General features: G+C 67.3%; 27 protein-coding genes. 12 read left to right on the top strand and 15 right to left on the bottom strand.

Annotated elements, in window-relative coordinates:
* Positions 1-41 precede the first annotated feature (41 nt).
* A complete protein-coding gene (gene coq7 / locus AC2A1N_RS03470) occupies positions 42-686 on the top strand; it encodes a 2-polyprenyl-3-methyl-6-methoxy-1,4-benzoquinone monooxygenase (protein WP_053443613.1) in 645 nt (214 codons plus the stop codon).
* An 82-nt stretch (positions 687-768) separates the two neighbouring features.
* On the opposite strand, the gene AC2A1N_RS03465 is transcribed toward coq7, so the two are convergent.
* Positions 769-1,089 carry a DMT family transporter gene (locus tag AC2A1N_RS03465; protein WP_005419816.1) on the bottom strand — a complete coding sequence of 107 codons (321 nt, stop codon included), beginning with the start codon at positions 1,087-1,089 and terminating at the stop codon, positions 769-771.
* A gap of 168 nt (positions 1,090-1,257) precedes the next feature.
* Positions 1,258-2,052 carry an adenosylmethionine decarboxylase gene (gene speD, locus AC2A1N_RS03460; RefSeq protein ID WP_005411315.1) on the bottom strand — a complete coding sequence of 265 codons (795 nt, stop codon included), beginning with the start codon at positions 2,050-2,052 and terminating at the stop codon, positions 1,258-1,260.
* Between the two features lie 149 nt (positions 2,053-2,201).
* Between speD and crp the strand changes: the two genes are divergently transcribed.
* Positions 2,202-2,891 carry a cAMP-activated global transcriptional regulator CRP gene (gene crp / locus AC2A1N_RS03455; RefSeq protein WP_010482649.1) on the top strand — a complete coding sequence of 230 codons (690 nt, stop codon included), beginning with the start codon at positions 2,202-2,204 and terminating at the stop codon, positions 2,889-2,891.
* Positions 2,892-3,025: 134 nt separating this feature from the next.
* Positions 3,026-3,787: a sulfite exporter TauE/SafE family protein gene (locus tag AC2A1N_RS03450; RefSeq protein WP_061478197.1), complete on the top strand. Its 762-nt coding sequence runs from the start codon at positions 3,026-3,028 to the stop codon at positions 3,785-3,787.
* 97 nt (positions 3,788-3,884) lie between these two features.
* Here AC2A1N_RS03450 and AC2A1N_RS03445 read toward each other — a convergent pair whose 3' ends face one another.
* The 10 genes from AC2A1N_RS03445 to AC2A1N_RS03400 all read right to left on the bottom strand — a co-directional run bounded on the left by AC2A1N_RS03445 (position 3,885) and on the right by AC2A1N_RS03400 (position 12,346).
* Complete coding sequence (locus AC2A1N_RS03445; RefSeq protein WP_005419826.1) at positions 3,885-4,601, bottom strand: haloacid dehalogenase-like hydrolase; 717 nt, start codon at positions 4,599-4,601, stop codon at positions 3,885-3,887.
* Entirely contained in the window at positions 4,598-5,392 is a 795-nt protein-coding gene (gene trpC, locus AC2A1N_RS03440) for an indole-3-glycerol phosphate synthase TrpC (protein WP_061478198.1), read from the bottom strand. Before trpC ends, AC2A1N_RS03445 begins: the two co-directional genes overlap by 4 nt.
* Positions 5,393-5,466: 74 nt before the next feature.
* Positions 5,467-6,498, bottom strand: coding sequence for an anthranilate phosphoribosyltransferase (gene trpD / locus AC2A1N_RS03435; RefSeq protein WP_061478199.1), 1,032 nt, complete (start codon positions 6,496-6,498; stop codon positions 5,467-5,469).
* Positions 6,499-6,514: 16 nt separating this feature from the next.
* Positions 6,515-7,102, bottom strand: a complete 588-nt coding sequence (locus AC2A1N_RS03430; protein WP_005419831.1) for an anthranilate synthase component II — start codon at positions 7,100-7,102, stop codon at positions 6,515-6,517.
* A gap of 2 nt (positions 7,103-7,104) precedes the next feature.
* On the bottom strand, positions 7,105-7,884 hold the full coding sequence (locus AC2A1N_RS03425) for an SIMPL domain-containing protein (RefSeq protein WP_484371499.1): 780 nt from the start codon (positions 7,882-7,884) through the stop codon (positions 7,105-7,107).
* Positions 7,885-7,951: 67 nt separating this feature from the next.
* Positions 7,952-9,427 carry an anthranilate synthase component I gene (gene trpE / locus AC2A1N_RS03420; RefSeq protein ID WP_061478201.1) on the bottom strand — a complete coding sequence of 492 codons (1,476 nt, stop codon included), beginning with the start codon at positions 9,425-9,427 and terminating at the stop codon, positions 7,952-7,954.
* A gap of 200 nt (positions 9,428-9,627) precedes the next feature.
* Complete coding sequence (gene yegS, locus AC2A1N_RS03415) at positions 9,628-10,563, bottom strand: lipid kinase YegS (protein ID WP_061478202.1); 936 nt, start codon at positions 10,561-10,563, stop codon at positions 9,628-9,630.
* Between the two features lie 223 nt (positions 10,564-10,786).
* On the bottom strand, positions 10,787-11,269 hold the full coding sequence (locus tag AC2A1N_RS03410; protein ID WP_061478203.1) for a GNAT family N-acetyltransferase: 483 nt from the start codon (positions 11,267-11,269) through the stop codon (positions 10,787-10,789).
* A gap of 12 nt (positions 11,270-11,281) precedes the next feature.
* Entirely contained in the window at positions 11,282-11,959 is a 678-nt protein-coding gene (gene rpe / locus AC2A1N_RS03405; protein ID WP_061478204.1) for a ribulose-phosphate 3-epimerase, read from the bottom strand.
* A gap of 57 nt (positions 11,960-12,016) precedes the next feature.
* Positions 12,017-12,346, bottom strand: a complete 330-nt coding sequence (locus AC2A1N_RS03400) for a J domain-containing protein (RefSeq protein ID WP_008265098.1) — start codon at positions 12,344-12,346, stop codon at positions 12,017-12,019.
* A gap of 144 nt (positions 12,347-12,490) precedes the next feature.
* On the opposite strand from AC2A1N_RS03400, the gene AC2A1N_RS03395 reads away from it, so the two are divergent.
* The 8 genes from AC2A1N_RS03395 to AC2A1N_RS03360 all read left to right on the top strand — a co-directional run bounded on the left by AC2A1N_RS03395 (position 12,491) and on the right by AC2A1N_RS03360 (position 20,299).
* The gene (locus tag AC2A1N_RS03395; protein ID WP_061478205.1) at positions 12,491-13,417 is read left to right on the top strand and encodes a phosphoribosylaminoimidazolesuccinocarboxamide synthase; all 927 of its coding nucleotides are present in this window, start codon (positions 12,491-12,493) and stop codon (positions 13,415-13,417) included.
* A 139-nt stretch (positions 13,418-13,556) separates the two neighbouring features.
* A complete protein-coding gene (locus tag AC2A1N_RS03390; RefSeq protein ID WP_061478206.1) occupies positions 13,557-14,042 on the top strand; it encodes an Mpo1 family 2-hydroxy fatty acid dioxygenase in 486 nt (161 codons plus the stop codon).
* A 331-nt stretch (positions 14,043-14,373) separates the two neighbouring features.
* A complete protein-coding gene (locus AC2A1N_RS03385) occupies positions 14,374-17,205 on the top strand; it encodes a monovalent cation/H+ antiporter subunit A (RefSeq protein ID WP_154351528.1) in 2,832 nt (943 codons plus the stop codon).
* Positions 17,205-17,597, top strand: coding sequence for a Na+/H+ antiporter subunit C (locus AC2A1N_RS03380; RefSeq protein ID WP_010482669.1), 393 nt, complete (start codon positions 17,205-17,207; stop codon positions 17,595-17,597). The genes AC2A1N_RS03385 and AC2A1N_RS03380 overlap by 1 nt, the downstream gene beginning before the upstream one ends.
* Positions 17,594-19,129: a monovalent cation/H+ antiporter subunit D gene (locus AC2A1N_RS03375; protein ID WP_061480224.1), complete on the top strand. Its 1,536-nt coding sequence runs from the start codon at positions 17,594-17,596 to the stop codon at positions 19,127-19,129. The genes AC2A1N_RS03380 and AC2A1N_RS03375 overlap by 4 nt, the downstream gene beginning before the upstream one ends.
* Positions 19,126-19,632 carry a Na+/H+ antiporter subunit E gene (locus tag AC2A1N_RS03370; protein WP_061480225.1) on the top strand — a complete coding sequence of 169 codons (507 nt, stop codon included), beginning with the start codon at positions 19,126-19,128 and terminating at the stop codon, positions 19,630-19,632. The genes AC2A1N_RS03375 and AC2A1N_RS03370 overlap by 4 nt, the downstream gene beginning before the upstream one ends.
* Positions 19,629-19,913, top strand: a complete 285-nt coding sequence (locus AC2A1N_RS03365) for a K+/H+ antiporter subunit F (protein WP_005411334.1) — start codon at positions 19,629-19,631, stop codon at positions 19,911-19,913. Before AC2A1N_RS03370 ends, AC2A1N_RS03365 begins: the two co-directional genes overlap by 4 nt.
* Positions 19,910-20,299, top strand: coding sequence for a Na+/H+ antiporter subunit G (locus tag AC2A1N_RS03360; protein WP_061480226.1), 390 nt, complete (start codon positions 19,910-19,912; stop codon positions 20,297-20,299). Before AC2A1N_RS03365 ends, AC2A1N_RS03360 begins: the two co-directional genes overlap by 4 nt.
* Positions 20,300-20,382: 83 nt before the next feature.
* Here AC2A1N_RS03360 and AC2A1N_RS03355 read toward each other — a convergent pair whose 3' ends face one another.
* Both AC2A1N_RS03355 and AC2A1N_RS03350 read right to left on the bottom strand, forming a co-directional pair.
* On the bottom strand, positions 20,383-21,348 hold the full coding sequence (locus AC2A1N_RS03355; RefSeq protein ID WP_061480227.1) for a sodium:calcium antiporter: 966 nt from the start codon (positions 21,346-21,348) through the stop codon (positions 20,383-20,385).
* Positions 21,349-21,421: 73 nt separating this feature from the next.
* Complete coding sequence (locus AC2A1N_RS03350) at positions 21,422-22,078, bottom strand: hypothetical protein (RefSeq protein ID WP_061480228.1); 657 nt, start codon at positions 22,076-22,078, stop codon at positions 21,422-21,424.
* A 125-nt stretch (positions 22,079-22,203) separates the two neighbouring features.
* Between AC2A1N_RS03350 and AC2A1N_RS03345 the strand changes: the two genes are divergently transcribed.
* Complete coding sequence (locus tag AC2A1N_RS03345) at positions 22,204-22,710, top strand: hypothetical protein (RefSeq protein ID WP_061480229.1); 507 nt, start codon at positions 22,204-22,206, stop codon at positions 22,708-22,710.
* A gap of 84 nt (positions 22,711-22,794) precedes the next feature.
* Here the strand turns inward: AC2A1N_RS03345 and hmgA are convergent, their stop codons facing one another.
* A complete protein-coding gene (gene hmgA / locus AC2A1N_RS03340) occupies positions 22,795-24,093 on the bottom strand; it encodes a homogentisate 1,2-dioxygenase (RefSeq protein WP_005411339.1) in 1,299 nt (432 codons plus the stop codon).
* Between the last annotated feature and the right edge of the window lie 9 nt (positions 24,094-24,102).

Here is a 24,102-nt window from a genome sequence, read left to right as displayed (position 1 = left end):
GGGCGAGAATCGCGGGGTCTTCCGCCCCACCGTGTACCGCCATGACCGTGCTCCGCCAGATCACCCCGCTGGACCACCTGCTGACCGAGGCGCAGCGCGCCCTGGACACGGTGTTCGGCAACCCGCCGGCGGCCCGTCCCTACCCGGCTGCGGACACCGACGAGCCGGGCATGGACAGCACTGAACGCCGCCATGCGGCCGGGCTGATGCGGATCAACCATGTCGGCGAGGTCTGCGCGCAGGGCCTGTACTTCGGCCAGGCCGCCGTGGCCCGCGACCCGGCCACGCGTGAACACCTGCTGGAAGCGGCCCAGGAAGAGACCGACCACCTGGCCTGGTGCGCCACCCGCCTGGGCGAACTGGACAGCCGTCCGAGCCTGTTCAACCCGCTCTGGTATGCCGGCAGCTACACCATCGGCACCCTGGCCGGGCTGCGTGGCGACGGCTGGAACCTGGGCTTCGTGGTCGAAACCGAGCGCCAGGTGGAAGCCCATCTGGACGAACACCTGGTCGACCTGCCGGCCAGCGACCTGCGCAGCCGCGCGGTCATCCAGGTGATGAAGGAAGACGAAGCCCGCCATGCGGAGCACGCCGAGCAGGCCGGCGCACGCCGCCTGCCGTTCCCGATCCCGGGCGTGATGGCGCTGGCCTCCAGGGTGATGAAGACCATCGCCTACCGCATTTGAAGGGTCGCCCGCACCAACGGTGCGGGCCTACCAGGAGGTGCGGGGGGCGACGGTGGGGCCCGACCGTTGGTCGGGCCATCAATCAGTTGGGCGACACCAGCTTCAAGCCGATCACGCCGGCCACGATCAGGCCCACGCAGGCCAGGCGGGCCGGCGACGCACTGTCATTGAACAGGTAGATGCCGAGCACAGCCACGCCCATGGCACCGATGCCGGTCCAGATCGCATAGGCGGTGCCGACCGGGATGCTCTTCATCGCCTGGCTCATCAGGTACAGGCTGATCAGGGCCGATACCACCGTGGCAACGGTGGGCAGGGGTTTGCTGAAGCCTTCGGAGTACTTCATTCCGAGGGCGAAACCGATCTCGAACAGGCCGGCCAGCAGCAGGTAGATCCAGGGCATGGGTGGGGGCTCCTTACCTTTCTTGAGAAAAACGAAACGGCCCGGTGTTTTCACACCGGGCCGTGGGTCGGTACATCACCGTGGAACTGTAACGCGTGCGGGGCACTGGTTCCACGGGGCGGGTCGTCCCGCCTGGGTGGCGATGCCTGCGGGCATCGCACATGGGGCTTACTCGGACAGGTTCCGGCCGTGGAACAGCTCTTCGATCTCGCGCTTGAGCAGCGCTTCGATCTTCATGCGTTCCTTGAACGACAGGTTCTTGGCCTTTTCCTCGAACAGGTACTGGTCCAGGTCGAAGTCCTTCAGGTGCATCTTCGTGTGGAAGATGTTCTCCTGATAGACGTTGACGTCAAACATCTCGTAACGCGACTTGATGTTCTTGGCCAGGAAGTTCTGGATCGAGTTGATCTTGTGGTCGATGAAGTGCTTCTTGCCCTTCACATCGCGGGTGAAGCCACGGACGCGGTAGTCCATGATCACGATGTCCGACTCGAGGCTCTCGATCAGGTAGTTCAGGGCCTTCAGCGGGGAAATGACGCCACAGGTGGCCACGTCGATGTCCGCGCGGAACGTGGCGATACCTTCCTGCGGATGGGTTTCCGGGTAGGTATGGACCGTGATGTGGCTCTTGTCCATGTGCGCGACCACGGCGTCGGAGATCAGCTCCTTGCCGGCCAGCTTCTTGTCGATCACCGGTTCTTCGGAGATCAGGATGGTCACCGAGGCACCCTGCGGATCGTAGTCCTGGCGGGCCACGTTCAGGATGTTGGCGCCGATGATCTCGGCGACATCGGTCAAGATCTGAGTCAGCCTGTCGGCGTTGTACTCTTCATCGATGTATTCAATGTAACGCTGACGCTCCTCTTCGGTGCGCGCGTAACACACGTCATAGATGTTGAAGCTCAGCGCCTTGGTGAGGTTGTTGAAACCCTGCAGCCTCAGGCGAGGCAACGGCTTGACCACGGCGGTCGATTCCTGTGTAAGAAGGGAAAGGGGGAATTATGGGGCAAACTGCCCCCGGGGGGAACGTGAAGACGCAAGAGTTCTGGCACACTGTTTGCCCTTAACAATTGCGCTGGTTAAGCTCCGCTATCGACCCCGTGAATCCGTTCATGCGCAGAGGGAGCGCTCCTATCGTGTCAACCGTGCGCCTAGCTAGCAGTCCACTGGCCCTGGATATCGCCACAATCGATCGTTTCCTGGCGCACAGCCACAGGCGGCGATATCCCACCCGTACCGACGTCTTCCGGCCCGGAGACCCGGCGGGAACCCTGTATTACGTCATCAGCGGCTCGGTTTCGATCATGGCCGAGGAAGATGACGATCGCGAGCTTGTGCTGGGCTACTTCGGTGCCGGCGAGTTCGTCGGCGAGATGGGCCTGTTCGTCGAATCGGACCGCCGCGAGGTGATCCTGCGGACCCGTACCGCCTGCGAGCTGGCTGAAATCAGCTACGAGCGCCTGCATCAGCTTTTCCTCGGCCCGCTGTCGGCCGATGCCCCGCGCCTGCTGTATGCGCTGGGCCAGCAGATTTCCAAGCGCCTGCTCGACACCAGCCGCAAGGCCAGCCGCCTGGCATTCCTGGACGTTACCGACCGGATCGTGCGCACCCTGCACGACCTGGCGCAGGAACCGGAGGCGATGAGCCACCCGCAGGGCAGCCAGCTGCGCGTCTCGCGACAGGAACTGGCGCGACTGGTCGGCTGCTCGCGCGAAATGGCCGGCCGCGTGCTGAAGAAGCTGCAGACCGACGGCCTGCTGCATGCCCGCGGCAAGACCGTGGTGCTGTACGGCACCCGTTGATTGCAAGGCAACCCAACGCTGCCGAGCCATCCTGTAGAGCCGAGCCGACGCTCGGCTGCGGTACGTCAAAGGCAGCCGCGCAAGGGCTCGGCTCTACACGGCCCCTGCGCGGCCCGCTGGGCTAGGCTCGGTACATGGAGCTGAGCAGCGAATTCTGGTGGTTCATCCTCATCGGCCTCGGCGCACAGCTGGTGGACGGTGCATTGGGCATGGCGTTCGGCCTGGTGTCCTCGTCGGTGATGCTGAGCATGGGCCTGCCCCCGGCACAGGTCAGCGCCAGCATCCACACCGCAGAAGTGTTCACCACGGGCGCCTCGGGGGTGTCGCACCTCGCAGCCGGAAATGTCGATAAACGCCTGTTCCTGCGCCTGGCCCTGCCCGGCGCAGTGGGCGGTGCCGTGGGCGCGTACGTGCTCACGCAGGTCCCGGGCGAGATCATCCGGCCACTGATCTACCTGTACCTGCTGGTGCTGGCGATCCTCATCCTGGCCCGCGCCGCTGGGCGCTGGATGCCCAAGGGCGAGATACGCCGGGTGCCGGTGCTGGGCTTCTTCGCCGGCCTGCTCGACGCCAGTGGCGGCGGTGGCTGGGGGCCGATCGCGACGTCCACCCTGCTCGCCCGCGGCGGCCAGGCGCGCACCACCATCGGAACAGTCAACGCAGCCGAGTTCGTGGTCACGTTGACGGTGTCAGCGACCTTCCTGTTGTCGATGGGCGTGCAGCATCTGCAGATCGTCGCCGGCCTGCTGATCGGCGGCATGATGGCCGCGCCGGTGGCGGCGATCCTGGTCAAGCGGGTGAAGGAGCGCTGGGTGCTGGTGGCCGTCGGCGTGCTGGTGCTGGGCATCAGCCTGTTCCAGATCGGGCATGCGGTGTACGGGCACCTCTACCGCTGAAGCATCCCCTGTAGAGCCGAGCCATCCTCGGCTGAGGACGCACGGATCCCGCAACGAAGAGCAGCCGAGCATGGCTCGGCTCTACAACAGGCGCGGGTCAGGCCTTGTCGCCGCCGCGATCCACGCATCCCCAGTTGAGGATGCGGGTGCCGGCCGGCAGCACGCGGCGGAAGAACGCCACCCGCCCCGGCTTCGGGTTCACCACCACCGGCGCCTTGGCCGCCAGCAGCAGCGGAAGGTCGGCGGTGCTGTCGGAATAGGCGATATCGATGTCGCCATAGCCGCGTTCGCGCAGCATGCGCATCTTCTCTTCGTTGTGGCAGTGACGGGTGGGACCGACGCCGCCCAGCCGCGGGCCGACCTCGGTGCCGATCACCGGCACATCCTGATGGGCGACGAAGGCCAGGATCGCGCGGGCCAGCTCCGGCGGCGCGCCGGTGGCAACCACCACGCGATCGCCCTTGGCGCGGTGCGCGGCGAACACCTCCAGCGCCTGCGGCAGCAGCTTGGCGCGCATCTGCGCCTGGTTGCGCAGCACGTAGGCGTCGATCACCTTGTTGAAATCGCGCGCACGGTGCAGGCCGAAGCTGCCGATCCACACATAGACCGAGATGCCCGCGCGACGGGTCGGCAGCATCGCCACCATCGGCCCGGCAATCGGCGTGACCAGCAGCGCCGCCAGCATGCGCAACGGGTTGCGCTTGATCAGCGAGGCGAACAGGTGGGTACCCGAATCGCCGTCGTAGAGGGTGTGGTCGAAGTCGAAGACCACCAGCGGCGCATCCTCGCGCGGCGTCGGATAGTGCGTTGTCATGTTGCGAAGAATAGCTGACGCAGGCCCTCGCCCGGCTCTTCCACGCGCATGAAGGCCTCGCCGACCAGGAAGGCATGGATGCCTGCATCGCGCATCAGCGCCACGTCCTGCGGGCCGAGAATGCCGCTCTCGGTGACCAGCAGGCGGTCACGCGGCACCGCCTGCTGCATGTCCAGCGTGGTCTGCAGCGACACCTCGAAGGTGCGCAGGTTGCGGTTGTTGATGCCGATCATCGGCGCCGGCACCTGCAGGGCACGCTCCAGCTCGTCGATGTCGTGCACTTCCACCAGCACGTCCATGCCCAGCGACAACGCCAGTTCGGACAGCGTGGCCAGCTGGGTGTCGTCCAGCGCGGCGACGATCAGCAGGATGCAGTCGGCGCCCAGCACGCGCGCCTCGTACACCTGGTAGGCGTCGATCACGAAGTCCTTGCGCAGCACCGGCAGCGTGCAGGCTTCACGGGCCTGCTGCAGGTAGGTATCGGCGCCCTGGAAGAAGTCCACGTCGGTCAACACCGACAGGCAGCTGGCACCACCGAACTCGTAGCTGACCGCGATATCGGCCGGCCGGAAATCGGGGCGGATGACGCCCTTGGACGGGCTGGCCTTCTTCACCTCGGCAATCACCGCCGGGTCGCCGTTGGCCACGGCCGCCTGCAACGCGCGTACGAAGCCACGTACCGGCGGGGCGCTGGCCACGGCGGCCTGCAGCGCCTCGAGCGGGCGCTGGGCGCGGCGCTGGGCCACTTCTTCGGCCTTGCGGGCCAGGATCGTCTGCAGGATGTCGCTCATCGTCTTCGATTCGGTGCGGGGGCGCTGAGGACGGCCATTATCGGCCATCGACGGGGTCAGGCTGAACCGCGCGCTCAGGCAACCAGCGCGCGGGTGGTCTCCACATACTGTTGCAGGCGCTGGCGGGCGCTGCCATTGGCGATGGCAGCACGGGCACGGGCCAGGCCATCACCGATGTCGCTGGCCACGCCGGCCACGTACAGCGCGGCGCCGGCATTGAGCGCGACGATGTCCAGCGCCGGGCCGGGCTCGTTGTCCAGCACCGCGCGCAGCATCTGGATGGACTGCTCCGGGCTGTCCACGCGCAGGTTGCGGCTGGCCGACATGGCGATGCCGAAGTCCTCCGGGTGGATCTCGTACTCGCGCACCTTGCCGTCGCGCAACTCGCCCACCAGGGTGCCGGCGCCCAGCGAGATCTCATCCATGTTGTCGCGGCCCCAGACCACCATGGCGCGCTCGGTGCCCAGCTCGCGCAGCACGCGCGCCTGGATACCCACCAGATCAGGATGGAACACGCCCATCAGCACCGACGGCGCGCTGGCGGGGTTGGTCAGCGGACCGAGGATGTTGAAGATGGTGCGCACCCCCATCTCGCGCCGGACCGGCGCGACCACCTTCATCGACGGATGATGGATCGGCGCGAACATGAAGCCGATGCCGGTCTGCTCGATGGCAGCGGCCACCTGCGCTGGCTGCAGCTCGATGGCCGCGCCCAGCGTCTCGACCGCATCGGCGCTGCCGGACTTGGACGACACGCTGCGGTTGCCATGCTTGGCCACGCGCGCACCGGCCGCAGCCGCCACGAACATCGCGCAGGTGGAGATGTTGAAGGTGTGCGAGCCATCGCCACCGGTGCCGACGATGTCGACCAGGTGGGTGCTGTCGGCCACCGGCACCGCCAGCGCGAATTCGCGCATGACCGTGGCGGCGGCGGCGATCTCGTCGATGGTTTCCTTCTTCACCCGCAGACCGGTGAGGATGGCGGCGGTCATCATCGGCGAGACATCGCCGCGCATGATCTGCCGCATCAGGTCGACCATCTCGTCGAAGAAGATCTCGCGGTGCTCGATGGTGCGTTGCAGGGCTTCCTGGGGGGAGAAGCTCATGGGAATGCTCCTTGGATCAGGCCGCCGGACGCTGCAGGAAATTGCGCAGCAGGGCGTGGCCGTGTTCGGTGAGGATGGATTCGGGGTGGAACTGCACGCCTTCCACCGGGAACTGGCGGTGGCGCAGGCCCATGATCTCTTCGATCGAGCCGTCCTCGTTCTCGGTCCAGGCGGTCACTTCCAGGCAGTCCGGCAGACTGTTCTTGTCCACCACCAGCGAGTGGTAGCGGGTGGCCTGGTAGCGGTCCGGCAGGCCGGCGAACACGCCCTTTCCTTCATGGCGGATCGGCGAGGTCTTGCCATGCATGATGTTGCCGGCGCGGATCACGGTGCCGCCGTAGACCTGGCCGATGCCCTGATGGCCCAGGCACACGCCGAGGATCGGCGTGGTCGGGCCCAGCCGCTGGATCAGCTCCAGCGACACGCCTGCTTCGTTGGGCGTGCACGGGCCGGGCGAAATGACAATGCGCTCGGGCTTCTGCGCGGCGATCTCGTCCACGCTCATCGCATCGTTGCGCACCACCTTCACCTCGGCGCCCAGCGTCTGCAGGTACTGCACGAGGTTGTAGGTGAAGCTGTCGTAGTTGTCGATCATCCACAACATGGTCAGGTTCCGTCGCTTATCAGGAAAATGGCGTACACGTTTTCGGTGTAGGTGATGGGGCCGGCTTCGACCGACTCGGGCAGGCGGGAGCCCGTGGTCTCGATGCTGTTCATCGGTGCCTCGGGCGCGGGCGGCGAAGGCGGCGTCACCAGATCCCCACTGCTCGGCCAACTGCCGGCCTGGATGCCATAAGCAAAGTTCGGCGCTACGTCGGAAATGCTGTACAGGCCGCGCAGCCGGGTGCCGTAGGCCTTGGCCAGGCCCTGCGCGGACTCGCGGGTCTGGGCCGCCGCCTCACCCTTGAGTTCGCGGCGCAGCGCCACTTCACCCGAATAGGTTGGCGCCAGGCTGCTGACCTGTACGTTCTCGTCGGCCTTCAACGCACCCAGCACATCCTGCATCGCCTTCACGCTGGCGAAGCTCGCACGCAGCTGGCGCGATACGCGGGTACCGATGAAGACCTGCCGGTTCTGCTCATAGCGCGTCGCCGGGCCGATCCGCAGGTTGTCCGCACGCACGCTGCCGTCCACCGCCTTGTGCTGCTTGAACAGCGCCAGCACGCGGGCAACGTTGTCCTGCACGCGGCGCCGCGCGGCGTCGGCATCCATGTCGGTCTCTTCGATGTTCAACTGCAGGCCGAACCGGTCCGGCATCACCACCCGACGCGCCTCGCCCTTCACCAGCAGGTGCGGCTGCGACGGAATGGTATTGGCCTGCGCCCACGCAGACGGGGCCATCGTGGCCAGCAGCGACGACCACAGCAATGCGCTCAGCAGCTTCATGCGGTACTCCTTGTCTTCAATGGGAACAGCGGAAGATGCCGCGGCGCAGGCCACGGCACGGGGAGCGTCACAGGCCCTTGGCGGCCTGGGCGACGGCGCGGAACAGCGCACGGCCCTTGTTCATCGTCTCGTCCCATTCCTTGTCCGGGTCCGAGTCGTAGACGATGCCGGCGCCGGCCTGCACGTACAGGCGGCCATCCTTGATGACCGCAGTGCGGATCGCGATCGCGGTATCGGCATCGCCGTGCCAGCCGATGTAGCCGATGCTGCCGGCGTAGACGTTGCGCTTGATCGGCTCCAGTTCGCGGATCACTTCCAGCGCGCGGATCTTTGGCGCGCCGCTGACGGTGCCGGCCGGGAAGGTGGCGCGCAGCACGTCGGCATAGCTCAGGCCCGGCTGCAGTTGGCCGGTCACTTCGCTGACGATGTGCATGACATGGCTGTAGCGTTCGATCACGAACTGCTCGCCCACTTCCACGGTACCGGCCCTGGAGACGCGCCCGGCATCGTTGCGGCCGAGGTCGATCAGCATCAGGTGCTCGGCGCGTTCCTTGGGGTCGGCCAGCAGCTCGGCTTCCAGTGCCAGGTCCAGCTCGGGCGTGGCGCCACGCGGGCGGGTGCCGGCGATCGGGCGCACGGTGACTTCGCCATCCTGCAGACGCACCAGGATTTCCGGCGACGAGCCGACCACCTGCAGGTCGCCGACATCCAGGAAGTACATGTACGGCGACGGGTTCAGTGCACGCAGCGCGCGGTACACATCCACCGGGCGCGCCTTGAACGGCACGCTCAGGCGCTGGCTGAGCACCACCTGGAAGATGTCACCGGCGCGGATGTATTCCTTGCTGCGCTGGACCGCATCGACGAAGCCTTCGCGGGTAAAACCGGAGACGAAATCGGACTCGTCCAGCACATCACTGTTGAGCGGGGCGGGATAACCGGCGCCCGGTGCGCGCAGCTTGACGGTCAGTGCATCCAGGCGCGCCTGCGCCTGCTCGAAGGCGCCCTCGACCCGGGGGTCGGCATGCACGATCAGGTACAGCCGGCCCTTGAGATTGTCGAACACCGCCAGCTCATTGGAGTCCAGCAGCAGGATGTCCGGGGTGCCCAGTTCATCACGGCCGGCCGGCGGCGCCAGGCGCGGTTCGATGTAGCCGATGCATTCGAAACCGAACCAGCCGACCAGGCCACCGGTGAAGCCCGGCAGGCCGTCCAGCTTGGGCACCGAGTGAGCACTGCGCAGCGCCTCGACCTCGGCGAACGGGTCGGCCACCTCGCGGGTTTCCACCATCTGGCCGTCTTCGCGCACGGTCAGCGTGTGGCCGTGGAAGGCATACACGCGGCGCGCCGGCAGGCCGATGATCGAGTAACGACCAAAGCGCTCGCCGCCTTCGACGGATTCAAACAGGTAGGTATTGGGGCCGTCGGCGAGCTTCAGATAGACCGAGAGCGGCGTGTCCAGGTCGGACAGCACTTCGCGGACGACGGGAATGTGGGTGTGGCCTTCAGCGGCCTGCTGCTGAAACTGAGCGTGCGAGTTCAAGACGACTTTCCTTCCGGGACACAGCGTTATGGGGGCGGACGACGGCAACGGGCCACCATCGCCACCAACGGCGTGCGGAAGAAAGAGTATGCGGGGTCGTCAGGCTGGACACCCCTTGACTGTATCGCAGCTTGGACGGCAGGGGAACCCCGGGAGACTGAACCACGGGACGCCCGCAGCGGCCACGGGGACCGATGACTCTACCCCTGCCCGTCCAGCAACGGGCAACCGACCGGCAGGTGCATCCGCACCCTGCCCGGCACGCACTCGACGCGGAAGTGACGGGCCTGCACCGGTTCGCCGTCCAGGTTGAGCGTCAACGGACGCTCGGATTCCACCTGCAGCCACGGCAACCGCGCGCGCGTGGCGAGTTGTTCCAGTGCGGCCTGGGTGCCCGCCTTCAGCATATGGCCAAGGGTGGCGGTGACCTCGCCTTCCAGCTCCGGCAGCACCGTGACATCCAGTAGCCCATCATCGATCAGTGCCTGCGGGCACAGCTGCTGGCCACCGCCGGCCTGCCGGCCATTGCCAATGCCGAGCGCGATGAAGTCACCTTCCCAGGCGAAGTCCGGGCCGGACAGCCGCGCGGCGATCGGCTCGATGCGGCCCAGCTTGGCGATGCCGGTGATCACGTAGGCCAGCCCACCGAGCATCTTCTTCAAGCCGGCATCGGTCTCCACCGTCACCTGCGTGCCGAAGCCACCACTGGCGAGGTTGGCGCACCACCAGGGCGTGCCATCGGCATCCACGCGCAACAGGTCGATGGGCCGTGCCGGCACCTGGCCGATCAGCGCGAGGGCATCGGCGGGCTCGGTGGGAATGCCTGCCGACGTGGCGAAATCGTTGGCGGTCCCCATCGGGACCAGCGCCAGCGAGGGCAGCGCATCTGCCAGCTCCTCACGATGCGCCAGTGTCTCGGCCACCGCACTGAGCGTGCCATCGCCACCGGCGGCCACGATCACATCCACGCCATGATCGATCGCCTCGGCGACATAGCGCTCGGCGTCACCGTCCTCCCAGGTCACCCGCACTTCCAGCTGCACGCCCTGTCCGCGCCAATGGCCGACGGCGTCGCGCAACTCATCGTTGCCGGCGGATTTGCCGTTGAGGATCAGGCGCCAGCGCGGGGTGGTCATGCAGAGCTTCCAGGGATGCGGTGGCACAGGCTAGCAACGCGCTGTTTGCCCGCGGTGAATGTCACGCAGATGTCATTCAGCTGCTGGAGAATGGAAGGCCATAGCAGGGACGACGGATGGAGGCAGGATCAGCCTCCCACGCATGCAGCGAGGCCACGCCAGTGATTGGCGTGGCCTTTTTTTGCCGGCAGTAGATCCACGCCATGCGTGGATGCATTTCACGTCAACCGTCGGCGAAATCGTGCAGCGCCTGCCCCTGCAGCCGGTACACGGTCCACTCATCCTGCGGTTTCGCGCCAGCAGCGGTGTAGAACTCGATGGCCGGAGTGTTCCAGTCCAGCACCGACCATTCGAAACGACCGCAACCCTCGGCCACGGCCTGGCGTGCGATGTACTTCAGCAACGCTTTGCCGGCACCGGCACCGCGCTTTTCCTGGCTGACGTACAGGTCTTCCAGGTAGATGCCCTTGCGGCCCAGCCAGGTGGAGTAGTTGTAGAAGTACACCGCATAGCCGATGGCCTCGCCGTCGGCCTCGCAGATCAGCGCGCGGGCGGTGGCGTCGGCGCCGAACAGGCTCTCGGCGATGCCGATCTCATCGGTCTGCACCGAATGCTCGGCCTTCTCGTAGATCGCCAGCTCGCGGATGAAATGCAGGATCAGGCCAGCATCGGCCACGGTGGCCGGGCGAATGTTCAACACGGCCACCGTACTCATGGCTCAGCCCCGTGCCGCAGCGACGTTGGCGCGCATCTGCGCGATCACGTCCTGGTAGCTGGTCCTGGCGTTGAAAATGGCCGAACCGGCCACGAAGGTGTCGGCGCCGGCGGCAGCGATCTCACCGATGTTGTCGGCCTTCACGCCACCGTCGATCTCCAGGCGGATGTCCTTGCCGCTGGCATCGATCTTCTGGCGGACCACGCGCAACTTGTCCAGCGCCGAGGGAATGAAGGCCTGGCCGCCGAAGCCCGGGTTGACCGACATCAGCAGCACCAGGTCCAGGTCGTCCAGCACCCAGTCGAGGATGTCCACCGGGGTGGCCGGATTGAGCACGATGCCCGGCTTGCAGCCCAGCGAGCGGATCAGCTGGATGGTGCGGTGCACGTGGCGGCTGGCCTCCGGGTGGAAGCTGATGTAGGTGGCACCGGCCTCGGCGAAGTCCGGGATGATGCGGTCCACCGGCTCGACCATCAGGTGCACGTCGATCGGCGCGGTGACGCCGTGCTTGCGCAGGGCCTGGCAGACCATCGGGCCGATGGTCAGATTCGGCACGTAGTGGTTGTCCATCACGTCGAAGTGGACCCAATCCGCACCGGCGGCGAGGACGTTGTCGACTTCCTCGCCGAGGCGGGCGAAGTTGGCGGAGAGAATGGACGGGGCGATGAGGCAGTTGGACATGGCCGGGGCCTTCGGAACGGGGAAAGGATTCTCCCGCCCGCAGGCGGGACTGTCGGGTCAGCGCTTGCGCAGGGTCTTGATGCGGTCGTAGGCGGCGTTGATCCGCCGCGACTTCTGCTCGGCCTGCTGCTGCAGCTCGGGGGCGGCACCGCCCAGCTTGTCGGGGTGGTACTGCGAGATCAGCTTGCGGTAGGCGCGCTCGATCTCGGCATCGGTGGCCTCGGAGGTCAGCCCCAGCTCCCGGTACGGGTTCTCCTTGTTCAGGCGGAACCAGTCCGAATCGAAGGCGTGGCCAATCAGCAGGCCGACCACCGCGCCGAACAGCGGATTGGGCCGGAACAGCAGGGCGCCGGCGATGAATCCGAGCAGTTTTCCGTACCAGCGCATGGCGCTCCGGGGTCGACCGACGAAATGGACGCTCATTTTACGTCACAGCGGGCCCGGACGGCTTTACACTAGGCCGCCCGCTGGTCAGCGGGCCCGCCGGGTCCGTTGGGCAGCAGCCGTATCGACAACGCCCCAGGAGTGCCCGTGCCAACCACGCTGTTGCAATCCGATCTCCCCGGCCTGCCCTTGCGCCATCGCGGCAAGGTGCGTGATGTGTTCGATATCCCGCGCGAGCGGCTGCCAGCCGGAACCCCGCCGGGCGACTACCTGCTGATGGTGGCCACCGATCGCCTGTCGGCGTTCGACGTGGTCCTGCCCGACCCGATCCCGGGCAAGGGCGAGATGCTCTGCCAGGTCTCCAACTTCTGGTTCGCCAAGACCGCGCACCTGATGCCCAACCACCTGACCGGCATCGACGTGGCCAGCGTGCTGCCCGAAGGCGTGGACCCGGCGCTGTACGCCAAGCGCGCGGTGGTCACCCGCAAGCTGAAGCCGGTGCCGGTGGAAGCGATCGCCCGCGGCTACCTGATCGGCAGCGGCTGGAAGGATTACCAGCGCACCGGCAAGGTCAGCGGCATCGACCTGCCCGACGGCCTGCGCCAGGCCGAACAGCTGCCCGAGCCGATCTTCACACCCTCGACCAAGGCCGCAGTCGGCGACCATGACGAGAACATCGATTTCGACGCGATGGTGAAGCAGGTCGGTGCGGAACTGGCCGAGCGGGTGCGCGACGCCACCCTGCGCATCTACAAGTTCGCCGCCGATTACGCCCGCGAGCGCGGCATCCTCCTGGCCGACACCAAGTTCGAGTTCGGTACCGACGCCGATGGCCGGCTGTACATCATGGACGAGATGCTGACGCCGGATTCCTCGCGTTACTGGCCGGCCGACGAGTACGAAGTGGGCACCAGCCCGCCGAGCTACGACAAGCAGTTCGTGCGCGATTACCTGGAGACGCTGGACTGGGGCAAGACCGCCCCGGGTCCGAACATCCCGGCCGACATCATCGAGCGCACCCGCGCCAAGTACGCCGAGGCGCTGCAGCGCCTGGCCGGGATCAGCGTCGACTGATCCGCCTGCGCCCCTGGCCGCAAAGGCTGGGGGCGCGTTCGGTAGTGCCGGCCGCTGGCCGGCAACGTCGCGAACTCGGCTATGCTCTGGTTTGCCGGCCAGCGGCCGGCACTACCGTTGTCCGAGGAAGCGACGCAGCATGCAGACATCCACCGAGCTTGCGCGGCCGATCGACCGCTATTTCGCCAGCTACTCCGACGACCACCGCAACGTGATCAACCAGCGCATCCACGTGGTGGCGGTGCCGGCGATCCTGTGGTCGGTGGTGGCCCTGCTGTGGTGCCTGCCGCCGCTGATCACCTGGTTCCAGTACGGCATCTGGTCGGCGTTCGCGATGTTCAGCGCCTGGTGCTTCTACAACAAGCTGTCGCGCCCGCTGGGCATCGGCATGCTCGTCCAGTTCTTCGTATTCGGCTGCCTGTGCCGCCTGCTGGAGGCCGAGATCGGCCTGCAGGCGCTGCGCTGGCTGGCGGTGGGCGTGTTCGTGGTGGCCTGGATCGCGCAGTTCATCGGCCACACGTTCGAGGGTCGCAAGCCCAGCTTCCTGACCGACCTGACCTACCTGCTGATCGGCCCGGCCTGGGTGATGGCCAAGTTCTATCGCAAGCTCGACTGGCGCTACTGATCGCCGGCGGTCGACAGCGGCCGTCGTTTCCTGAACGGGCGAATTCCATCACCCACACTCCACGGCGGCCCTGCCAGCCTGCGCCGGTGACTCGCTCCCCGCCTCCCGTCTGTTGACGGCAGCCCCTGTGCGACAGGGCCTGCGGTCTCCCTGCGTGGGCGTAGGGTGTCCCCCGAGGGCAACCGGGAGGGACCGCAGGAACGTGATGTTGCGCCGCAGAAAAAATGAATCAGCGAACGTTACATGCAATTGATCGCTGTTTGATGGGTTTCGGCGACATTTCGCAGCCTGTTATTCTCCCTGACCTGCTCGTGAATCATGGATTCCCTGCATGCTCTCCAGCCTGCCCCTGCTGCTGGCCCTGCCGTTCCTGATGGCAGCGGCTGTTGCGGCCTTCCCCCGTAGTTCGCGCTCGACTGCTGCCTGGCTGGCGGCGCTGGCGCCGTTGGGCGGGCTGGCCATCCTCGGCTGGCTGACCCCGGCGGTGCTCGATGGCCAGGTGGTTCGCACCCTGGTCCCCTGGCTTCCACAGATCGGCCTGGACTTCACCCTGCGCCTGGACGGGCTGGCCTGGATGTTCGCCGGGCTGGTGCTGGGCATCGGCGCCCTGGTGGTGCTGTATGCGCGCTACTACCTCAGCCAGCAGGACAACGCGCACCGCTTCTACTGCTACCTGCTGCTGTTCATGGGCGCGATGCTGGGGATGGTGCTGTCGGGCAACCTGCTGTTGCTGATGATCTTCTGGGAAATGACCAGCATCAGCTCGTTCCTGCTGATCGGCTTCTGGTCGCACCGCCAGGACGCACGCGAAGGCGCGCGCATGGCGCTGGTGATCACCGGCGGCGGCGGCCTGGCCCTGCTCGGTGGCGTGCTGCTGATCGGCCGCATCGTCGGCAGCTTCGACCTGGATGTGGTGCTGGCCGCCGGCGAGCAGATCCGCGCCAGCACGCTGTACCCGTACGCCCTGTTCCTGGTGCTGGCCGGCATCTTCACCAAGAGCGCGCAGTTCCCGTTCCACTTCTGGCTGCCGCACGCGATGGCAGCGCCGACCCCGGTCTCGGCCTACCTGCACTCGGCCACCATGGTGAAGGCCGGCGTGTTCCTGCTGGCGCGGCTGCATCCGGCGCTGGCCGGCAGCGACCTGTTCTTCTATACGGTCAGCGGCATCGGCGCGCTGACCCTGCTGATCGGTGCCTGGAACGCGATCTTCCAGCACGACCTGAAAGGCCTGCTGGCGTACTCGACCATTTCCCACCTGGGCCTGATCACCCTGCTGTTCGGCCTGTCCACGCCGATGGCGGTGGTCGCCGGCGTGTTCCACATCCTCAACCACGCCACCTTCAAGGCTTCGCTGTTCATGGCCGCCGGCATCATCGACCACGAAACCGGCACCCGCGACATGCGCAAGCTGGGGGGGCTGCGCAGGCTGATGCCGTTCACCAGTGCGCTGGCGATCATCGCCTCGCTGGCGATGGCCGGCATCCCGCTGCTCAACGGCTTCCTGTCCAAGGAAATGCTGTTCGCCGAGGCACTGACCGCCGGTGGCGGCCCGGGCGCGATGCGCACGGCGGTGTCGATCGCTGCGCTGCTGGCCGGTGTGTTCGGCGTGGCGTACAGCCTGCGCTTCGTGCACGACACCTTCTTCGGCACTGGCCCGCACGACCTGGACCGCGTGCCCCACGAGCCGCCGCGCTGGATGAAGGTGCCGGTGGAGCTGCTGGTGGTGATCTGTGTGGCGGTGGGCGTGGCACCCGCACTGACCGTCGCGCCGGTGCTGCACGCCGCTGCGGCCTCGATCCTCGGCACCGCCATGCCCGAATACAGCCTGGCGGTGTGGCACGGCTTCAACCTGCCGCTGGCGATGAGCGCGATCGGCGTGGTCGGTGGCGTGGCGCTGTACTTCGGCCTGCGCAGGCTGATCAACCTGCATGCCGTGACCAATGTCAGCACGGGCCGCAACGTGTTCCACGCCCAGCTGGACGCCGTGTCCGCGCTGGCCATGCGCCTGACCAGCGGCATCGCCAATGGCAGCCTGCAGCGCATGCTGCTGGGCCTGGTGCTGGTGGCGATCGTGGTTGCCGCTGCGCCGTTCGTGGCCAACCCTGCCTCGCCGAACTGGACCGCGCCGCAGCCGATTCCGCTGCTGGGCTGGGCCCTGTGGCTGGTGATGATGGCCTGCGCGGTCGCCACCCTGCGCATCTACAAGCAGCGCCTGCTGGCGGTGCTGCTGGTCGGCGGCGTCGGCCTGATGGTGGCGCTGACCTTCGTGTTCCTGTCCGCGCCCGACCTGGCCCTCACCCAGCTGCTGGTGGAGATGGTGACGCTGGTGCTGATGCTGCTGGGCATGAACTACCTGCCTGCGCAGTCCGGCCCGGAGCGGCCGCGCTGGCGCAAGCGCCGCGACGCGGTGATCGCGATCATCGCCGGTGCCGGGCTTGGCGCGCTGGCCTATTCGGCGATGACCCTGCCGCCGAACACCATGGCCGGCGAGCTGCTCGCCCGCGCGTTGCCCGAGGCCTACGGCCAGAACGTGGTCAACGTGATCCTGGTCGACTTCCGCGGCTTCGATACCTTCGGCGAGATCACCGTGTTCGGCATCGCCGCGCTGGTGGTGCACGCCCTGCTGCGGCGCACGCGGATGGCGCCGGAGCAGATCATGCCCGGCCCGCCGATCAAGCTGCCGGTGCCGGCCGACCTGGCGCAGATCATGTTCCCGCTGACCCTGACCGTGTCGATCTTCCTGTTCCTGCGCGGGCACAACGCACCGGGTGGCGGCTTCATCGCCGGCCTGGTGCTGGCGGTACCGCTGCTGATCCAGTACGTGATCCAGGGCACCGCGTCGGTGGAATCGCGCTTCGGCTTCGACTACATCCGCTGCATCGGCATGGGCCTGCTGATCGCCCTGCTCAGCGGCAGCGCCTCGATGCTGTTCGGCGTACCGTTCCTGACCAGCGGGCACCTGGACCTGCACCTGCCGCTGATCGGCGACGTGCCGCTGGCCAGCGCGATCGGTTTCGACATCGGCGTCTACCTGGTGGTGTTCGGCGGCGCCATGCTGATGCTGTCGATGATGGGCACGATCAAGCCGTCGCGTACCCGCACCGCCCGCAAGGGTGAGATCGACCTGCAACGCCGTTCGGCCCGCACCGGGGAGATGCACTGATGGAACTGGCCCTGGCTACCGCGATCGGCGTGCTGACCGCCATCGGCATCTACCTGCTGCTGCGTGCGCGCAGCTTCGATGTGATCCTCGGCATGACCTTCCTGTCCTACGCCACCAACCTGCTGATCTTCGCCGGCGGCCGCGTGGTGCTGGGCAAGGCGCCGGTGCTGCAGGAAGGCGTGGACAGCCACCTGGGCAACTACACCGACCCGCTGCCACAGGCGCTGGTGCTGACCGCGATCGTGATCGCCTTTGCGATGACCGCGGTGAGCATTGTGCTGGCCATGCGCAGCCGCAGCGACAACCACAGCGACCACGTGGACGCTCACGAACCGGATGACGACCTGCAGGATGAGCGCGTGCCGCCGCGCCAGGACGAGGACCGCGCATGAATCATCTGGTGATCCTGCCGATCCTGATTCCGCTGCTGGGTGCTGCACTGTCGCTGTTCGTCGAACACCGCCGCTATGGCCCCCGGGTGCAGCGCGCGGTGGCCTGGACCGCGCTGTCGGCGCTGGCGCTGGCGGTCGGCCTGCTGTTTGCCACCACGGCCAGTGGTGAAATCAACGTCTACCTGCTGGGCGACTGGCCGTCGCGGCTGGGCATCGCGCTGGTGGCCGACCGGCTGTCGGCGTGGATGCTGCTGACCACCCTGCTGCTGGCCATTCCCTGCCTGCTGCACGCCTGCTCGGGCTGGGACCGCCGCGCGCCGCACTTCCATGCGCTGTTCCAGTTCCAGCTGGTCGGCCTCAACGGCGCGTTCCTGACCGGCGACATCTTCAACCTGTTCGTGTTCTTCGAGGTGATGCTGATCGCCTCCTACGGCCTGCTGCTCAGTGGCGGCCGCGGCCTGCGCATGCGCATCGGCCTGCACTACGTGGTGTTCAACGTCACCGCCTCGACCCTGTTCCTGGTCGCGCTGGGCCTGCTGTATGCCTCGCTGGGCTCATTGAACATGGCCGAGCTGTCGCAGCGCATCGCCGAGGTACCGCCGGCACAGCTGACCCTGGTGAAGGCGACGATGGGCCTGTTGCTGCTGGTGTTCTGCGCCAAGGCCGCGCTGATGCCGCTGTACCTGTGGCTGCCGGAAGCCTATTCGCGCGCACCGGCGGCGGTGGCGGCGCTGTTCGCGATCATGACCAAGGTCGGCCTGTACTCGGTGCTGCGCATCCAGATGCTGTGGTTCGGCGACGATGCCGGCGCGATGGCCGGCTATGGCCGCGACTGGCTGCTGTGGGCCGGCGTCGCAACGCTGGTGCTGGGCGGCCTCGGCGCGCTGGCCGCGACCCGCCTGCGCGTACTGATCTCCTACCTGGTGATCGTGTCGGCGGCCACGCTGTTCATCGCCTTCTCGGTGGGCACGCCCCAGGTGCTCTCGGCTGGCCTGTACTACCTGCCACACAGCAGCTTCGTCGCTGCCGCGCTGTTCCTGGTCGCCGATCTGATCCGCCGCCGTCGCGGTAGCGCCAGCGACCGCAAGGAAGTGGTCGCGCCGATGCCGGGCAAGGAGACGCCCGCCGTGTTGTTCCTGATCGGCGCGGTGTCGGTGGCCGGCCTGCCGCCGCTGTCCGGCTTCCTGGCCAAGGCTGCGCTGCTGGCCGGCATGCCGGCGCAGTACACCGGCCCGGTCTGGACCGCCGTTCTGGTCAGCAGCCTGCTGGTGATCATGGGCCTGACCCGGGGGGGCATCCGCCTGTTCTGGCGCGTGCCGCCGGTCGATCCGCAAGCGCCGGTACCACGCAAGGCGCGGCTGCGCCGGGTCGAGCTGTACGCGGCCTGCATCCTGCTGGCCTACGGCATCGGCATGACCCTGGCCGCAGCACCGCTGATGCGCTACACCGACGCCACCGCCGCGCAGCTGCTGCACCCCAGCGAGTACGTGCAGCAGCTGCGTGCGACTGCACCGGAGATCCGCCAGCCATGACCGCCCAGCGCTCCCTGTTCCGTCGCCTGATTCCGTCGCCGATGCTCAGCATCATGGTGGTGGCATTCTGGCTGCTGATGTCCGACAGCTTCACCCTCGGCCAGATCGTGCTGGGGCTGGTGCTGGGCGTGGTGGTGCCGCTGTTCGCCGCGCGCCTGGATCGCGAGTTCGCCCGCATCGGCACCCTGCGCCCGTTGCCGAAACTGCTGTGCGTGACCCTGTGGGACATCCTGATGTCCAACATCCGTGTCGCCCTGCAGGTACTGGGGCCGGAGAAGAACATCCACCCCGGTTTCATCTGGCTGCCGCTGGACATCGCCAACATCCACGGCATCGCCGCGCTGACCAGCATGATCACGCTGACCCCGGGCACGGTCTCGGCCGCGCTCAGCGACGACCGCAAGTTCCTGCTGGTGCACGTGCTGCACCTGGAGGACCCACAGGACCTGATCGATACGATCAAGCGCCGCTACGAGGCGCCGTTGATGGAGATCTTCCCATGACCGGTTTTGAAGTCATCCAGACCACCCTGGTGGTGTGCATGCACGTGGTCGGCCTGGCGATGCTGCTGGCCACCTGGCGCCTGCTGCGCGGGCCGACCGTGCCCGACCGCATCCTCGCGCTGGACACGCTGTCGGTGACCGCGATCGCCGAGCTGATGCTGTTCGGCATGTACCTCAACTCGCCGATCTACTTCGAGGCGGCGCTGATCATCGCCATGCTCGGCTTCGGCAGCACCGTGGTGCTGAGCAAGTTCGTGCTGCGCCGGGACATCGTCGAATGATCACCGCGATCCAGATCGGCCTGTCGATCCTGCTGCTGTTCGGCTGCTTCTTCATCCTGGTCGGCGCACTGGGCCTGGTGAAGCTGTCCACCTTCTTCAAGCGCCTGCACGCACCGACCAAGGCCAGCACGCTGGGCGTGGGGTGCGTGCTGGTGTGCTCGGTCTGCTACCACATCTTCCTCGGCCAGGACCCGCAGCCACGCGAGCTGCTGATCACCGTGTTCCTGTTCATCACCGCACCGATCAGCGCGCACATGATGGCCAAGGCGGCGTTGTCGCTGCTGATGGAAACCCGCCCCAGCCTGCCGGGCAACGAGCCGGCCGCCGAGGAGCAGCTGCCGCCGCCGGAACCGGTGCGGGAAGAAGAAACCACGCAGAAGCGGTAGTGCCGGCCGCTGGCCGGCAATGTGACGCCCGGTAGGTGCCGACCGCTGGTCGGCACGAACAGCGGCCGAGCATGGGCTCGGCTCTACAGCGCCGGTGCGCCGACCAGCAGCAGCTCCAGCACGAACCAGCCTACGAACGCGACCAGCAGGATCCCGCCTTCGCCACGACTGATCTTCAGGTCGCCGCGCAGCATCGGATACAGCACCAGCGCGAACGCCAACAGCGCCGGCAGTTCCAGGCGCACGAACGAGGCCGGCAACGCCAACGGCTGCAACACCGCCATCGCGCCGATCACCAGCAGCAGGTTGACCACGCTGGAACCCAGTACGTGGCCGAGCACCATGTCGCCATGCCCGCGACGCGAGGCGGCAATGGCAGTGGCCACCTCCGGCAGTGCGGTGCCGATCGCCACCGGCAACAGGCCGACCAGCAACGGCGTCCAGCCCAGTGCGGCACCGAAGTCGGCCGCAGCACCCACCACCAGGCGCGCGCCCCAGTACAGGGTCAGTGCGGCGATCAGCACGCGCAGCACGTTCAACGGAAGGCTGGTGCGGCTCAGCGCGGATTCGGCGATGGCTGCCTGCACCTCGGCGCTCTCGACGCGGCCGCGGCGCAGCAGCAGCACCTGCATGACGATGAAGCCCGCCACCAGCACGCCGCCTTCCCAGCGCACCAGGTGACCATCCAGGCCGAACAGGATCAGCAGCACGGCGGCCGCCAGCAGCGACCACCACAGCACCGCCTGCAGGCGCGCGCGCAGCAACAGGGGCGCGGCGATGGCGGCCACGGCCAGGGTCAGGCCCAGATTGACGATGCTGCTGCCGACCGCATTGCCCAGCGCCAGCTCTGGCTGGCCCACCGCCAGCGCGCGTGCGTTGACCGCCAGTTCCGGCAACGAGGTGGCCACCCCGAGCAGCAGCAATCCGGCGGTGAACGGGCTGGCCCCGAAACGCTGGGCCAGGCCGGACACGGCCTTGACGATGGAGTCCCCGCCCAGGGCCAGCAGCAGCAGGCCAAGCAGGAACCAGGCAATGGCAATGGCGATCATCGAGCACTCCCCCAGCAGTGGTGGCGCGATTCTACGCGTGGCCCGAGCGCATGGCTGGGCGGTGGATCAAGGATCAGCCACAGCCTTCCGCATAGTCGACCTGCGGGGTCTGCCCGACCCGCCAGGCCCCCACCCGGCCATCGGCACCGAGCGCGAAGTCGATCACTGCCCCGCCCTCCTGCGCCGGCCGCACGCGCAGGTGCTGGGCCTTCTCGTCGTACTTGTCGGGACCGACGTCAGCGCGCTCGGGATACAGCACCTGCAGCTCGCCCAGGGTCATGCCGACCTTGCCGCCGCCCGGTGCAGTGATGGCGGCGCTGCGCACGTCGTAGCGCACCAGCTTGCGGCCTTCGATCATCAGCCGCGGGTCCTCGGCATCCTGCGGGCGCAGGAAGTAGCAGCCGTCGTTGCCGTCGTCGGCGGGCAAGGGCTTGCCACTGGCGTCGGTGCCCAGTCCCTGCAGCGGCGTGCCGAAGCCGCTGCGGACCTCGGCGATGCCTGCGCCCAGCGTGACGCCGCCGAAGCCATCCAGGCGCGCCGGGCTGTCCTTGCGGAGGTCGTTCGCCGGGCGGGCCGCCAGATCAGGATCCGTCGACTGGGCCGGACCGGTCGCCGAGGCGGTTTCCGCCGGGGTGTCGCTGCCGCTGCCGGCGGCGCCCTGCTTGTCGGGGCCGCCACTGCAGGCGGCGAGCGAAAGGAGCAACAGACCAGCAATCGGGAGGTGCTTCATCGGTGCGGTTCCCTGGCACGAAGGTAGCTGCACGCTAGCGCAGCGCGCGTGCAGAGGCTGCATTGTCATCGCGGTTTCATCGCCCTCGTTCAGGCTCGGCGTGCACCGACCTGGCTGTCCCTTCCATGCAACCGCGCAAGACCGAACTCGCCCGAACCGCGCTGCAAGCCCATCGCGCGCCGCTGGACATGCGCCAGCGCCGGTTGTTGATCCTGTGCGACGGCCAGCGCACCCTGGCCGACCTCACCGGCCTGATCGGCCAGGACGCGGCGGCCATGGTCATCCAGCTGGTGCAGGCCGGTTACCTGAGCACCGGGACCGCCGCCACAGCCGCCCCGCCACCACCCGCAGCCGCGGCTGCACCCGCAACCGGCAGCGAACGCCGCCGCTCACTGGTGGCCGCGCGCATCTACGTGCTGGGGATCCTGGAGATGCAGCGCCACCCACAGGCAGTGGCCCTGTTCCGCGAACTGCAACAGGCCCGGGCCGAGAGCGATGTCCTGCAGGTACTTCAGTCTGCGATGCGGACGCTGCCCGGGCTGACCTCGGAAGGCTACTGCCAGCGCGTACGCCAACGCCTGCTGGAAGCGCTGCCGTTGGAGCACTGCGACGCGTTCGCCGAGGTGGCCTGAAGAAAAAGGGGACGGAGGGGATTAAGTCGTTTCAAGCACACGTGTGCTGATTGCGGCTTAATCCCCTCCGTCCCCTTTTTCGGGTCAGCGGAAGTTGTTGCGCAGGCCGTTCCAGCACTGCTGGTAGTCGCCCTGACGGTGGCCGGCGGCCAGGGCCTGTGCGGTCGGGCGGATCACCGCGCGGGTCTCGAACATGAAGGCCATCGTGTCCTTGATCACGTCCGCCTTGGACAGATCGGCATTGGACGCCTTGTCGAAGGTCGGTGCGTCCGGGCCGTGGCCGCTCATGCAGTTGTGCAGCGATGCGCCGCCCGGCACGAAGCCTTCGGCCTTGGCATCGTAGGCACCGTGCACCAGGCCCATGAATTCGCTGGCGATGTTGCGGTGGAACCACGGCGGGCGGAACGTGTTCTGCGCCACCAGCCAGCGCGGCGGGAAGATCGCAAAATCCATGTTGCTGGTTCCCGGCGTGTCGCTGGGCGAATGCAGCACCAGGAAGATCGACGGATCCGGGTGGTCGTAGCTGATCGAGCCAATGGTGTTGAAGCGGCGCAGGTCGTAGCGGTACGGCGCGTAGTTGCCGTGCCAGGCCACCACGTCCAGCGGCGAATGGTCGATCGGCGCACGCCACAGGCGGCCCTCGAATTTGGCGATCAGCTCGAAATCGCCATCGACATCCTCGAACGCCGCGTGCGGGGTTTCGAAGTCGCGCGGATTGGCCAGGCCGTTGGAACCGATCGGGCCAAGGTCGGGCAGCTTCAGCAGCGCACCGTAGTTCTCGCAGATGTAGCCGCGGCTCGGGCCATCGGGCAGTTCAACGCGGAACCGCACGCCGCGCGGGATCACCGCGATCTGCTGCGGCTCGATCTCGATCACGCCCAGCTCGGTCAGCAGGCGCAGCGCGCCCAGCTGCGGCACGATCAGCAGCTCACCGTCGGCATCGTAGAAGTAGCGGCCGACCATGTCGCGGTTGGCAGCGTAGAGGTGGATGCCCACGCCAGCATGCGCATCGGGCGAACCGTTGCCCCCCATCGTGTACAGGCCTTCGACGAAGTCGGTCGGCAGCTCCGGCAGCGGCAGCGGACTCCAGCGCAGCTGGTTCGGCGAGGCCGGCTGTGCGCCGAAATCACATTGCAGCTGCGACTGCGCGAACGGGGTGAACTCGCCATGGGTCACCGCCGGACGGATCCGGTACAGCCAGCTGCGGCGATTGCTGCCGCGCGGCGCGGTGAACGCGGTGCCGGTCAACTGTTCGGCGTACAGGCCGTGGGCCACCTTCTGCGGCGAGTTCTGCCCGACCGGCAGCGCGCCGGCGACGGCCTCGGTGGCGAATTCGTTGCCGAAGCCGGACTGGTAGCCGCGGGCGGTGATGGCGGGGGACATGGGGGCTCC

This window comes from Stenotrophomonas maltophilia group sp. SKK55, from assembly GCF_057179845.1.
This window is presented reverse-complemented; position numbering and strand designations above follow the sequence as displayed.